This window comes from Sphingobacterium sp. MAE, assembly GCF_056711605.1.
In genome coordinates, this window is the sequence record NZ_CM160044.1 from 1224234 (window position 1) to 1238289 (window position 14056).

A 14056-nucleotide genomic window follows, 5' to 3' on the forward strand; every position below is an offset into this window, starting at 1 on the left:
CAATTATTCTGTTATTTTTGTAGTAGAATAATAAAAAAGAGGGCGTTATGGGGTATAAAAGTTTAGCAGAGTGTGTTGCCGACTTAGAGCAGCATGGACATCTAATTCGTATCAAGGAGGAGGTAGATCCTTATCTTGAGATGGCGTCAATACATATGCGTGTATATGACGTCGAGGGTCCAGCTTTATATTTTGAAAATATAAAAGGTTCTGATTTTCCTGCTGTTTCAAATCTATTTGGCACTTTGAATCGCTCTAAATTTATGTTTAGAGATACACTTGACCATATAAAAAAATTGGTCGATGTCAAAATGGATCCTACATCGGTCTTAAAAAATCCATTCAAATATTTAAGTTCTTCCGCTGTTGCACTAGGAGCGTTGCCCTGGAAAAAGAAAACTAATGCTCCCATTTTATATGGAAAAACAGCAATTAGCAAGCTTCCTCAGATAATTAACTGGCCTATGGATGGCGGAGCTTTTGTGACTATGCCTCAGGTTTATACCGAGGATATTACGAAACCGGGTATTATGCAGGCTAATCTTGGTATGTATCGTATACAGCTTTCGGGTAATGATTATATTCAAGATAAGGAAATTGGTCTACATTACCAATTGCATCGGGGGATTGGTATTCATCAGCAGAAAGCAAATCAATTAGGAAAACCTCTAAAAGTCAGTATTTTCATTGGTGGTCCACCGTCACATCCGCTTTCAGCAGTTATGCCTTTGCCTGAGGGATTATCTGAAATGATTTTTGCCGGAGCTTTAGGTAATCGTAGATTTCGTTATTTCTATGATAAGGAAGGTTTTTGTGTCTCTTCAGATGCTGACTTTGTTATAACGGGTACTGTTTATCCGAATGAAACGAAACCTGAGGGACCATTTGGTGATCATATCGGTTATTATAGTTTGACACATCCTTTTCCATTGATGAAGGTTCATAACGTCTATCACAAGAAGGATCCTATCTGGTCATTTACAGTTGTCGGAAGGCCTCCTCAGGAGGACACTAGTTTTGGTAATTTGATCCATGAAATTACAGGAGCAGCTATCCCTAAAGAGATCAATGGTTTGCAAGCGGTCCATGCTGTAGATGCTGCAGGAGTACATCCATTGCTTTTTGCGATAGGTCGAGAAAGTTATACACCTTATCAAAAAGTAGATCGTCCGCAAGAAATTTTGACTATCGCAAGTCAAGCTTTAGGTAAAAATCAGCTGAGTTTGGCAAAGTATTTATTTATAGCAGCAATTGAAGATGATCCATCATTGGATATTTATAATGTTGCAGGATTTTTTATGCATATGTTGGAAAGAATTGATTTAACGCGAGATTTGCACTTTCATACCAATACAACCATAGATACTCTAGATTATTCTGGAGATGGACTCAATGCTGGATCAAAGGTTGTTTTTGCGGCCGCAGGTTCAAAGAAAAGATCGTTAAGTAAGGAGATTCCGGCTGGTTTAGCGATCCCAAGGCCATTTAACAATGTTAAAATGGCTATGCCGGGAATTGTTGTAGTCGATGGAGCAGCATTTACATCTTATGAACAGGAAGAAACGATCTTAAAAAACTGGTGTGATGCTATGAAAGATGAAGAATTTTCAGGAATTCAGATGATTGTCTTGGCTGATGATGCAGACTTTACGGCAGCAAATGAGAATAATTTTGTTTGGGTCACTTTTACTAGATCAAACCCAGCATATGATATTTACGGTGTCAATAGTTTTACCAAATACAAACATTGGGGTTGTCACGGACCTCTTATTATTGATGCTAGACGTAAACCACACCATGCGCCAGATTTGATTAAGGATCCTGCAGTAGAGAAAAGAGTGGATAATTTAGGGGCAAAAGGCGGCTCATTATATGGGATCATATAAGAGTTTAATAAATCAGGTGTCAGTTATATCATTACAGACCCTAATTTAATTAGATTAAAAGGAACGCTTCTAAATAGCTAGTAAATTGCAAAAAGTCATTTGATTATTCCTAGGTTTGTATAGGAAAATATTTATAAAATAGCTATGTCAAAGACAAAACTTACGATCAATAATAATGGTTCGGTAAAAATAGAAGGTGATTTCGAAATCGTTGATAGAAATGGAGATGCTTATGGTTTACAGGGCAGAACAGTGCTCTCCATCTGTCGTTGTGGATTATCCAAGAATAAACCTTTTTGCGATGGTGCTCATAATGGACATTTTGAACATGAAGCGATCGCTTTCGACCTTCCTCCAAAAAAAGTATAAAAGCGCTGAGTAATCTTAAGGATTAAGATTCTTTTTAATAAAAAACACCCATTTGTGCTTCATTGTTACAAATGGGTGTTTTTATTATATTTATCCTTGTTATGATTATCGATTAAAACTTCAGTCGCAATAACACTTGTTTTTACATCTTTTTAATTTGTTATCCATAATCGTCAAGTCAACGAATATTTTTATTCTATTTCCCATATTCACCTCAAAGTCTTCCGTAATTACTCTATTACAGACCTGTGATCTTATATTTTTTAATGGATATTATGCCATTTGCTTAGACGTGTTGATTTGTCTATTATTTAAGATTGAGAGGTCCAATACGACAGTGATATTGTGTAGTATTACTCAGCATTAAGGCTGCATCATATTGATCAATCATAAAGTTATAATAGTGTAATTATAGAGGGTTCCTATAGGGTTGATATAGGTAAAACTCTATATAACCTCTATTATTCCCGTAGAATAATATAATAAATACTGGTTTTGATAAGAATATGGCTCCAATATGATATTAGCTTATTAAGGTGATCGCATTAATAGAATTATTTATTGCCTGTAAAAGACCATAGTCATACACGGTAGTCTAAGAAGAGCGTCCAAATTTTTCTTGCGAATATGGAATTGCTATTTATCGTTCGGAATAGTAAATGAAAAGATATGGCAAAAAATCTTAGTCGAACGGATCAAGGTTTCTGCGGAGTGTTAGGGATAAGTACATGATCCTGTAAAGGGGGGAGGTTAAAAATCATTAACCAAAGCTATCCGCTTTGCTTATTTCTTCTGTTGTGAATGTTTTTTTGTTTGATCAAGTTCAGGAGGGGACGCTATAAACAACAAAAGCCCAAATTGCTTTGGGTTTTATTTTTTTTGCCAAATTGTCTCAAAGTATTCGCAGACAAGTTTCATGTCCTGAAAAGGTTTTAAGCCGAGATCACTCAGTTCTCTTGTGTAATAATCCCAATGAACCCTTTGCCAATAGCTTAAACTTCTGTCTCCTTCACCTTCAATGAAAGCATATTCAGCTATGATATCTTTATATTTTACAATCTCTACTTTAACGGTTTTGGTGATTGCTTTGGGCATTCCATGCCAATCGGTGACGATAGACAGGTCTCCGATAGCAGGTAGTTTCTCTTTATTTATTTCCAACCCAGATAAGGAATGTGTTGTAGCTCGTTTAATACCTTTTCGTACAAGTTCGGCACATTCGTGTGCATCCTTTGCATTGTCACAAAAGTAATAAGACTGTGGAATTTCTAACTTTTTATATTCCGGCATTTCATGCTGAAATTCCTCCCAGTATTTATTTAAAATGATGTTTCGCATACACTATTTATATTTCTTCTGTAATAGATTGGCCAGATGAACGGTTGCTGTTGTTAAAATCTACTATATTTTTCTATTTAAATCTTCATAGTGCAAAACTTGCGGAAAAGGATCGTAATAGTCATGCAATAAGGTTTTCCATTTTTGGTATTGTGATGACTGACGGAATCCGATTTCATGCGCTTCGACGGAAACCCATTCAACCAATAAGATATATTGATTATCTACTTCTAAACATTTCATCAGTGAATGTTTTATGTATCCCTTAATGGAAGATATGTATTGTTCTGCTATTTGAAAATCCAGTTCAAATTGTTTGGATCTTCCAGATTTTACCTTTAATATGGCGACTTCTAATATCACGATTTGTATTTTTTTAGTTCATGTTTCTTTATTTCAAATAAAGTTTGAAATCTGCTCATATTCTATCAGGGAGAATATGGGCAGATCGCCATTACCCATCAAATGATGTTATTTAAATAACAGCGGTGCTAGTTCGCGCAAGCTACGGCGCCAAGTCTGAAATTCATGTCCAGTATTTGGTGATACGTAAGACACGGCGTTAACGCCAGCTTTTTTTAGTTCATCAACCGCTTGTTTTACTCTATCTGGATTTTCTCTACTGCCAGAACTGAGAAATATCAGTTTTACATCCGGTTTATGAGCTAAATCGGATGCGGCGTATGTACCTCCACTTAATAATGCGTAGTGTGCGAAGACTTTTGGATTACGTAGTGTGATCATTTTTGTCTCCATTCCACCCATTGATAATCCCGCCATGGCACGGTTTGTCTTATCCGTTAATGTTCTAAAGTTAGCATCGACATAAGGTATTAGTTCTTTAATTAAAACGGTTTCGAATTCTTCGATTTTAAATTCATTGATTTTTCCCCATTTCACTTCATTAGTCATACCATAGGTCATGACAATGATGAATGGTTTTATTTTTCCTTCGGCAATCATATTATCCATGATTAGATTTGCTTTTCCTTGATTAGACCACGCCGTTTCATCTTCACCCCAACCGTGTTGTAGATATAAAACGGGATACCGCTTATTGATGTCTTTACTATAGCTTGGCGGTGTATAGACAAATGCTCTACGAGAAGTGTTTGTACTAGGGGAGGGGAATAATATTTGAGATACCTGTCCATGCGGCACATCTTTGACTGCATAAAAATCTTCATCAGGTGCTGGAATTTCTATCCCACTTTCCCAGCGTACAGATCCATAGTAATTCATCGATCCTGGATCGTTGAATTTTCCTCCATCTACCGTAATGTTATAGTAATGGAATCCTTCATCCATTGGACCTTCTGTAGTGCCTGTAAAGAATCCATCATTTTGTTTTTGTAGGACTGTGCCACTTCCTCCGCCTAAACCTAAGCTTACCCGTACACTGTCTGCTTTTGGTGCGTGTATTTTAAATCTGGCGTACCCCTGCGAGTTAACCTGTGGGAAGAGTTGTCCTGGTTGATTAGTTGTTGCTGGTTTAAAATTCTCTTTTAAAGATTGAGCAGATAGCATATTACTGATGAATAAGCCTGAAAGGAGAATAATTAGTTTTGTCATTAGAATAAAGGTCGTTTTATATAATAGGTTGTAATTGTTAACTAAATATAAGGTTTTTTATTAGCATATGAAAAAACGAAATAAGAAAGATCAGTACTGTTCTAAAAACGTGAAAAAATGGCGATACATACAAATTCTAAAATTTAAGCAGTGAAATTTAAGCCGTCTTAAATTATTTATCAAAGTAAAGATGTCTTTAAGGTTGCTATAAGTTAACATTTTTCTATTTATTTCGTTACCTTGCACGGTAACGAAAGGCGTTGTGATGTATTTTTTGAGAGGATATGAGTAAAGGAAAAGTGTATGAGTCAGCTTTTTAGGATGAGAGATATTAGAGTAAATTACATGTTTAATTATTAACGATGAAGAAGTTGTTGTTTTTGTTTTCTGTTTTGTTTTTTTCGATTAATGTCCAAGCACAATTGATAGACCGATTGAATAGTAATGAAAATAAGTTTTTAATGGAGCTTCTTTTTTCACGAGGTAATAAAATTGATAATAATCGAATAGAGTATGATATTCACAATCGAATTAGCCGCATTGGGGATAAACGAATAGAGTATGATATTCAAGACAGGGTAAGGCAAATTGGTGATGAGCGGGTTGAATACGATATCCAAGACAGGGTAAGGCAAATTGGTGATGAGCGGGTTGAATACGATATCCAAGACAGGGTTAGACAAATTGGTGATAAACGGATAGAATATGATATTCACAATAGGGTTCGTCAAATCGGTGATAAGCGGGTTGAATATGATATCAATGATAGAGTTCGCCAAATTGGAGAGAGGCGGATTGATTATGATATTCACAATCGGGTTCGCCAAATTGGAGATAAACAGATTGATTATGATATCAATGGTAGAGTTCGTCAAATAGGTGATGAGCGGGTTGAATACGATATCAATGGTAGAGTTCGTCAAATAGGTGATGAGCGGGTTGAATACGATATCAATGGTAGAGTTCGTCAAATTGGAGATAAACGGATAGAATATGATATAAACGGAAAGGTTCGTCAAATTGAAAGCGATACCTTGGTCCTATATAAAATGATTGAAAATTATAATAGAAAGTAAATTTATTTGGATTCACCCCAAGTGCTGAGATACTCTATCGATAGTGTAATTGAAACAATTTTTTTGTTTTTATAATCTATCATATAGTTGTTATAGATTTTCGTTATGTAAAACTTGCGAAAAATGATTTTAATAGTTGTGCAGCAAGGCTTTCCATCGTTCGTTTTGTGGTGAGATGACGAGATCCAACTTCATGCGCTTCAAGTGAAATCCATTCCAATAATAAGAGATATTGGTTGAAATCCACCTGTATCTATAACTCCCCAATCTTGGAATAGAGCTCCTTTTCCTTAGAATTATCAAGAACGGAAGATTTCTCTGAAGTAAAAGCGGATTCCGCATTACCTAGAACATTTCCGTTTCAAGGTTTTGATCTGCGTTGGGTACAATTCATATTTAATCGCTAACTACTCAATAATCTGTTGCTCATTAGTAGCTTCTATGTTAACCTTTGACTTAAAGTTTGTACTGAAATTCCTTCCTTCTTTTTTCATTGTCAATCGCTAATTTAAATATTTATGCAATTGTCTAGCAATTTGATAGTGTGATAACAAAAGAAAAACCCTACAAATTGTACAATTTGTAGGGTTTTAATACTTTTTCCTTGTTAGGATGCGAAGCGCTCGGGATTATTACATGATCCCTTAAAGGGGGGGGAGGCTTCATCATAAAATAAAGCCATTCGCTTTGTTCATTTACTTTGTTGTTTATGTCTTATTGTTGGAGCAAGCTCCCAAAAGTCTATTAACAACAAAAGCCCAAATTCCTTTGGGCTTTATTTTTTATTGGCGGAGAGCGAGGGATTCGAACCCCCGGACCTATGACAGTCAACAGTTTTCAAGACTGCCGCATTCGACCACTCTGCCAGCTCTCCGCGACAAAAGTACAAATTTTAAGGTTGCAACCAAATTTATTTTTGCATTTCAAGGCCTTTTGAGCTCATTTAAATTGTATGTTGTTGTTTTTTAGTTAGTTTAATTTTGATTTTTTTCTTTAAATCTTTATCCCTAGTTTGCAATCATGGAGAAGGATTATACTTTACTACGATCATCACTAATGGAATCATGTAAAATGCATGTTGAAGATCGGATTGCAAATTTGGAATTGGCTTTAAAATCGGCTCATGAAGCAAGTACTGATGATACCAAAAGTAGTGCAGGAGATAAATATGAGACCACGCGTGAAATGATGCAACAGGACATTGCCAGATGTCAGATGCAACTTGCTGAGGCAAAAAAGGATGAGTTAATATTAAATAATCTTGTTGAACCAAACCATACTGATTTTGTTCAAAATGGCAGTATTGTGAAGACTAATTTGGGTATTTATTTTATTGCGATTAGTATTGGTGTTGTCAAGATCGATGATAAGAAGGTATTCGTTATCTCAAATCAATCTCCTATTGGAAAGTTGTTATTAAGAAAGAAGGTCGGAGAGTCATTTGTCTTTAATCATGTAGAACAACATCTACTTTCTATAAATTAGTATTTAAATCGAAACCATTTACTCTTTTAATTGTTAACTTTAAGTATCTATATAGGATAATTTAGGCTTTTAAAAAATAATAAAAACTGTGATTATGAAGTTAAAAAGAGTATTCCCAATGTTAATGATGGCGGGCACTTTAGTTGCTGCAATGCCTTCTTGTAAATCTAAAGTTTCTGATGCTGATTTGAAAGCAAAGGTAGAAACAGTAATTAATGGTCATCAAGGTATCACAACTTCTGTTAAAGATGGAGTTGTTACTTTGGAAGGTTTCGCTTCTTCAGAAGCTGAAAAAATACAGATTGAGGCTGATGTTAAAGCAGCTGATAAATCAATCAAATCTGTTGTTAATAATATTATAGTGCAAGTTACGGCTCCAGCAGCAATATCTGTTAATACTGTTGATGAATCTTTAGCGAAAGGTATTGTTGATGCGACAAAAGATTTTCCGACGGTACAAGCAACCGTGAAAGATGGTGTCATCACCGTGACAGGAACTATTGAAAAAGCAAAATTAGTAACGTTAAAACAGGCTTTGGACAATTTACATCCTAAGAAAGTGGACCTTAGTGCAGTTGTAACTAAATAATTATTTCAAACTCGAATATCATGGCTTTACAAGAAAAATATAAAGTATTATTAGATACTGCAAGATCATTGGGCACTACGGATTTAAATTTTGCTGAACAGGATGGTGTTCTTCAAATTAGAGGAACAGCACCATCTGCTGATGTGAAAAATAAATTATGGGAAGTATATGGAAATATAGATCCTAATTTTGCAGCTGGAGATGTCGTTATGGATGTCAATGTTGCTACGGAGGTCCCTGGTAGCCAAGTAAAGGTTATTACGGATAATTCAAATCTGAATATTCGTAAAGGACCTGGCACGGATCAGCCTATTGTAGGAAAAGCAGCTAAAGACGAAATTATAACGTTGATTAGTAAAGCAAATGACCAGTGGTGGCTGGTGCGTACTAAAGATAATGAAGAAGGATATTGCTACGCACAATACTTGCAAACGGTTTAAGTTTATTTTTAAGTTTAACAAAGCCTGAAATAATTCTATTTTAGGCTTTGTTATTTTTGAATGGTTGTAGCGAGAATTTGACAATAATTAGGCTTGTACTAACTAATTGTAATATCATTTGAAACATGGTTATCTTTGACTTTTTAAGCAATTTCTTAATTATATTATGCGAAATTTAGTGCTTGTATATTTTTTATTTATACTATCATTCACCTCTTGTCAAACTAAGGCCCCTACTTTTGGAGATCTTTTAGCGACATCATTAGATCAAAAGCTATTTAAAGATTTTGATAGTATTGCCTACTTCAATGCCATTCAAATTGAATTGAAAAATAAAAATTCCCATTTATTTAATCCGAGATGGATGAGTGAAATTGCTGATTCATCTCGGGGTTTTACATGGATTCACAATCAATTACTTACTGGTGGTACAGATACATTGTTGCATTATCTAGAAAAATCTGATGAACATGGTGTTAATCCTTCAATTTTTCATACAGAAGAAATTCGCAAGGCACTTAATCGTCTTCAAAGCAAGGAAATTACAGAGTTGAATGAAGCTTATACGATATTGGCCAAAATAGAGCTTCTCTCTTCTGATGCTTTAGTAGCCTATCTTAATATACTCGAAAATGGACTCGTAAATCCTAAGAAACTCTATGGAAGATATTTTGTTGGGCATAATCGTTACACTTTAAAGAAAGCAAAACAGGTGTTGGACAGTACGTTAAATGTTGCTCAGATCGCTCGAGAAGCCCAACCTAAAAATGGTTTTTACAAAAAGTTTCAACAACTCTTGATAGCAGGAAATTTGAGTAAGGAAAATCGTACTGATGTGCTGATGAGTATGGAACGTTTACGCTGGATGGGACAAGATTTTCCGGATAAATATGTATTCGTCAATATTCCAGAAATGAAATTGCGAATGATTGAAGATGGTGCTATAAAGCAAATTATGAATGTTTGCGTAGGGGAAACTGAAAATAAAGCCTTCTCTAAAACAGGACAAAATCATGAAACACCGATGATGAGTGGCACGCTAGATCGGATGCAAGTAAATCCAGTATGGAATATTCCTAAAAGTATTGTAAAGAAGGAATTACTAAATAGTGTTCGGGCTAATCCAGGATATTTGGAAAGTCGAAATATGGTTGTCTACAATTTAAAAGGACAAATTGTAGATCCATATACGATTAATTGGCAAGCTGACTCCGTCGAGAATTTTAAATTTAAACAAAATCCCGGTTTTGATAATTCACTGGGAAACATCAAGTTTATTTTTGCAAATCCTTATGCCATTTATTTACATGATACACCTGCTAAACAAAAATTTAAAGCTAGTAACCGTGCACTAAGTCATGGTTGTGTTCGTGTAGAAGATCCAGCTAGCTTAGCCTCTTTTTTAGTTAATAATGAAAAAGAAGCAGCTAAAATTGCAACTGAAATAAAAGACTCTATTAACAACTCCAGATGGGTCAAAATGAAAACAGGTATCCCAGTTTTCTTGTCTTACTATACTACTTGGTTAGATGAAAATAATAAAATTGAGCAGTTTCCAGATATTTATGGATATGATGATAGATTGAGATTAGCTATGAAAAAATATCTGAATTAAAGTTTAAAATAAAAATTAAAGTCCCTTTTCTTTAATAAGCGAAGGGACTTTAATTTTATTCAGATTTGCTTTTACTAGCTTTTTTTGTTTTCTTTTCAGCTCGTTTTTCTTTTAGCGTCTTTTCAGCTTTCTTTTTATCATTCTTTACTGCATTTTGTTCTTTTGCCATAACAGTTATGTTTAAGTGAATAATAACATTTCTTACTAAAGCTACTGATAATAAATAAGATTATGCCAATATTAGCACATTTTAATAATATAATAAGACTTTTGTACGTTGTTGAAAATAAATAATGTACTTCGTACTTCCTATTGGAGTATTGAGATTAAACTTTAATCCACTGTCAAAGTCATAGTTAGTGGATTTTTATAATTTTAAACAAATGAAGAAACAATTTCTAGGTAAAGCATTGGCTTTATTTGAAGGATTCAGAAAACATAAAATTACAACAGCAGATTTAGAAGCTGCTGAGTTAAAAGCAAAAAAATTAGATGTTCGAAAAGAAGACTTTCAAATTTTAATTGCTATGTGTAAAGATACATTTGCAGGTAAATATAAAATGAATAAGTGGAACTTATCTGTCATTGTTGCTACTATTGTATATGTAATATCGCCATTAGATGCCATTCCAGATGTAATTCCTGTTTTGGGATGGGTAGATGATATAACTATTATTGGTTATGCAGTTGCCAAACTATCGGACGAAATATTACAATATAAGTTGTTTAGGAAACAAATACTAATGAATCAAAGTTAATACTTAAATTTACTGTTTTTGATGAGCCCTTGTTAAGATAATTTTCAAGGGCTCTGTTTTGGCTTGTAAATTCTAATTTATTTTAGCATTATTTAATTTTTATTTTTTGTTTTAATTTAGCTTTTAAAATTATTTAAATTTTATTTGCATTTGTAAACTGTTGTTTTTCATTTAGTTATATCTGTGTAATTTAAACAATAAGCTAAATTTTGTTTGTATCTATCTATTAAATTTAGCTAGATTTGGACAATATTTTAAAACAAAAGTATGACTTTATCAAAGATTAAACAGTTAGCTACTTTAGGAATCCACCAACCTAAGGAAGTATTTTGTCAATTGGATAGAACTGCTCTTATTGCGCATGCTATCCAAAAAGGAGAAGCTTCTCTTGCCGAAAATGGAGCTTTGAATATTTTGACTGGGAAATTTACGGGAAGATCGCCAAAAGATCGATATATCGTAAAAGATGAAATCACTGAAAACAGAGTTTTTTGGAATGAAGTTAACCAAGCAATTACTCAAGGAACCTTTAACGAATTGTATGATTTGACTACCGAATATTTGTCGGCTAAGGAACTTTATGTTAGAGACTGTCAAGTTGTATCGAGTGAGGATCTAGCAAAACACATTCTGGTTGTATCCACAAAAGCTACTCAGGATCTTTTTGCTGCTAATATGTTTATCGAAAACCCTGATATTGAAAATAGGGAAGTGGATTGGACAGTGCTAGTCGCCTCTGATCTTCAAATTTCAAATCATCAGGAATTGGGACTTCATGCTGCTAATTGTGTTGCTATTGATTTTACCCGTCACGTTGTTTTGGTTATTGGTACTGGTTACACCGGTGAAATTAAAAAGAGTATTTTTTCAGTTCTCAATTTTATTTTACCAGTTGAAGATGAAGTTTTATCGATGCACTGTTCTGCTAATGTAGGAAAAGATGGTGACACCGCTTTATTTTTTGGTTTAAGTGGTACGGGTAAGACAACTTTATCGGCAGATGTAAACCGTTATTTGGTAGGGGATGACGAACACGGTTGGTCGGACCGTGGTGTATTTAATTTTGAAGGAGGTTGTTACGCAAAATGTTTAGGATTGGACCCTAAGCATGAACCAGAAATTTGTGGTGCAATTAAGTCAGGTTCACTCTTAGAAAATATTAAATTTTATGAAGGTACGACTATACCTAATTTTCAGGATGATAGCATTACTGAAAATATGCGTGTTTCATACCCATTGTCTTATATCTCCTCTTATAGGGAAGTTAGATTGGTTGATGCTCCTAATAATATTTTCTTTCTGTCAGCGGATGCATTTGGTGTATTGCCTCCTATCTCAAAGCTGACAGTAGAACAAGCGATGTATTATTTTATTAATGGCTATACGGCTAAGGTGGCAGGTACGGAAATGGGTGTCTCAAAGCCAACGGCGACGTTTTCAGCTTGTTTTGGACAAGCATTTATGCCTTTGCATCCTATGGAATATGCCGAACTACTGCGAGATCGATTGAAAAAAAATCCTGATACAAAAGTTTGGTTGGTGAATACGGGGTGGATTGGAGGTCCTTATGGTATCGGTCGGAGAATCAAATTATCTTATACACGCAGTTTGATTCAAGCAGCATTGTCTGGCGAACTGGAAGAGTATCCAATGGAAGTACATCCCATATTTGGATTAAAATACCCTACATTTTGTCAAGATGTGCCACAGCAGGTTTTAGGGGCTAAACAACTGTGGAACAATGATGAGGCTTATGACGAACAGGCAAAGGCACTCAAATCACTTTTTGAAAATAACTTTAAAAAGTATCAAGATACCTACTTTACAACGGTTTAATATAGAGGTGATTTTAAATCAATAATTGATATATGAAAACGTTAGGTCAATTTATTATTGAAAAGCAGGCAGATTTTCCATTTGCAAAAGGAGAGCTATCTCGATTACTTCGCGATATCGCTATTGCAGCAAAGTTGGTTAATCGAGAAGTGAACAAAGCTGGGTTAGCTGATTTACTTGGCGCTCATGGCGATATGAATATACAGGGTGAGGTACAGCAAAAGTTAGATGTATACGCCGATGTTCAATTTATATCAGCGCTGCAAAGAGGGGGAGAGTGCTGTTATTTAGCTTCGGAGGAACATGAGTTAGGCATTGATCTATCCAATGATTATGTTTCTAAAAATGCGAAATATATGGTCTGTATAGATCCCTTAGATGGATCATCAAATATAGATGTGAATGTTTCAGTGGGGACCATCTTTTCTATTTATAGAAGAGCAGGTGCAGATCAAGTAACCATGGCAGATGAATTGCTACAGCAAGGAAAAAAACAAGTGGCAGCTGGATATATAATTTATGGCTCATCAACGATGCTCGTTTATACAACGGGCAATGGCGTGAATGGATTTACTTTAGATCCTTCAATAGGTGAGTTTTGTTTATCTCATCCCAATATGAAAATTCCGGAACATGGACAGATTTATTCGATTAATGAAGGTAATTACATCAAATTTCCGCAAGCGATCAAGAATTATATCAAATATTGTCAAATCGAAGACTCTGGTACCAATCGACCTTATACTTCGCGCTATATAGGTTCTATGGTTGCTGACATTCACCGTAATTTGATTCGTGGTGGAGTTTTTATTTATCCTGAGACGTTATCCTTTCCTAAAGGAAAGTTACGCTTGATGTATGAGTGCAACCCGATGGCTTTTATTATCGAACAAGCGGGAGGAAAGGCTACGACTGGTAGTGATCGTATCTTAGATATCCAACCTACAGAATTACATCAGCGTGTTCCCATAGTGATTGGCAGTAAAAAAATGGTGGAGCAGGTAGAATATTTTTATAGTATGGAACTTGAATCTGCGTTAAATGCTTAAAAAAATAGGTGATTGATGTTCTTTATTTACATCTCCTTTCTTT

The 14056-nt window shown here is 34.9% G+C and carries 13 protein-coding genes and 1 tRNA gene; 10 read left to right on the top strand and 4 right to left on the bottom strand.

From position 1 onward, the window contains the following. Positions 1-47: 47 nt before the first annotated feature. Positions 48-1886: a UbiD family decarboxylase gene (locus AC06G9_RS05220; RefSeq protein WP_094772828.1), complete on the top strand. Its 1839-nt coding sequence runs from the start codon at positions 48-50 to the stop codon at positions 1884-1886. 144 nt (positions 1887-2030) lie between these two features. Beyond that, the gene (locus AC06G9_RS05225) at positions 2031-2255 is read left to right on the top strand and encodes a CDGSH iron-sulfur domain-containing protein (RefSeq protein ID WP_038696638.1); all 225 of its coding nucleotides are present in this window, start codon (positions 2031-2033) and stop codon (positions 2253-2255) included. Positions 2256-3125: 870 nt separating this feature from the next. On the opposite strand, the gene AC06G9_RS05230 is transcribed toward AC06G9_RS05225, so the two are convergent. The 3 genes from AC06G9_RS05230 to AC06G9_RS05240 form a co-directional block, all read right to left on the bottom strand. Beyond that, positions 3126-3593: an ASCH domain-containing protein gene (locus AC06G9_RS05230; protein ID WP_094772827.1), complete on the bottom strand. Its 468-nt coding sequence runs from the start codon at positions 3591-3593 to the stop codon at positions 3126-3128. Positions 3594-3656: 63 nt separating this feature from the next. Then, entirely contained in the window at positions 3657-3956 is a 300-nt protein-coding gene (locus tag AC06G9_RS05235; protein ID WP_045754147.1) for an antibiotic biosynthesis monooxygenase family protein, read from the bottom strand. 108 nt (positions 3957-4064) lie between these two features. Continuing rightward, positions 4065-5165, bottom strand: a complete 1101-nt coding sequence (locus AC06G9_RS05240; protein WP_293923520.1) for an alpha/beta hydrolase-fold protein — start codon at positions 5163-5165, stop codon at positions 4065-4067. A 362-nt stretch (positions 5166-5527) separates the two neighbouring features. Here AC06G9_RS05240 and AC06G9_RS05245 point away from each other — a divergent pair, with 362 nt between their 5' ends. Continuing rightward, the gene (locus AC06G9_RS05245) at positions 5528-6241 is read left to right on the top strand and encodes a hypothetical protein (protein WP_293923522.1); all 714 of its coding nucleotides are present in this window, start codon (positions 5528-5530) and stop codon (positions 6239-6241) included. Positions 6242-7027: 786 nt separating this feature from the next. Here AC06G9_RS05245 and AC06G9_RS05250 read toward each other — a convergent pair. Beyond that, positions 7028-7115 (bottom strand) — tRNA-Ser (locus tag AC06G9_RS05250). A 182-nt stretch (positions 7116-7297) separates the two neighbouring features. Between AC06G9_RS05250 and AC06G9_RS05255 the strand changes: the two genes are divergently transcribed. The 7 genes from AC06G9_RS05255 to fbp all read left to right on the top strand — a co-directional run bounded on the left by AC06G9_RS05255 (position 7298) and on the right by fbp (position 14013). Continuing rightward, complete coding sequence (locus AC06G9_RS05255; protein ID WP_052627761.1) at positions 7298-7726, top strand: GreA/GreB family elongation factor; 429 nt, start codon at positions 7298-7300, stop codon at positions 7724-7726. A 94-nt stretch (positions 7727-7820) separates the two neighbouring features. After that, a complete protein-coding gene (locus tag AC06G9_RS05260) occupies positions 7821-8315 on the top strand; it encodes a BON domain-containing protein (RefSeq protein ID WP_045755130.1) in 495 nt (164 codons plus the stop codon). Between the two features lie 20 nt (positions 8316-8335). Continuing rightward, positions 8336-8755: an SH3 domain-containing protein gene (locus AC06G9_RS05265; protein ID WP_045755131.1), complete on the top strand. Its 420-nt coding sequence runs from the start codon at positions 8336-8338 to the stop codon at positions 8753-8755. 166 nt (positions 8756-8921) lie between these two features. Next, positions 8922-10370, top strand: coding sequence for a L,D-transpeptidase family protein (locus AC06G9_RS05270; RefSeq protein ID WP_434441438.1), 1449 nt, complete (start codon positions 8922-8924; stop codon positions 10368-10370). Positions 10371-10753: 383 nt separating this feature from the next. Continuing rightward, on the top strand, positions 10754-11128 hold the full coding sequence (locus AC06G9_RS05275) for a YkvA family protein (protein WP_045755133.1): 375 nt from the start codon (positions 10754-10756) through the stop codon (positions 11126-11128). A 267-nt stretch (positions 11129-11395) separates the two neighbouring features. Beyond that, the gene (pckA, locus tag AC06G9_RS05280) at positions 11396-12964 is read left to right on the top strand and encodes a phosphoenolpyruvate carboxykinase (ATP) (RefSeq protein ID WP_293923529.1); all 1569 of its coding nucleotides are present in this window, start codon (positions 11396-11398) and stop codon (positions 12962-12964) included. A 32-nt stretch (positions 12965-12996) separates the two neighbouring features. Beyond that, a complete protein-coding gene (gene fbp / locus AC06G9_RS05285) occupies positions 12997-14013 on the top strand; it encodes a class 1 fructose-bisphosphatase (RefSeq protein WP_045755134.1) in 1017 nt (338 codons plus the stop codon). Positions 14014-14056 lie beyond the last annotated feature (43 nt).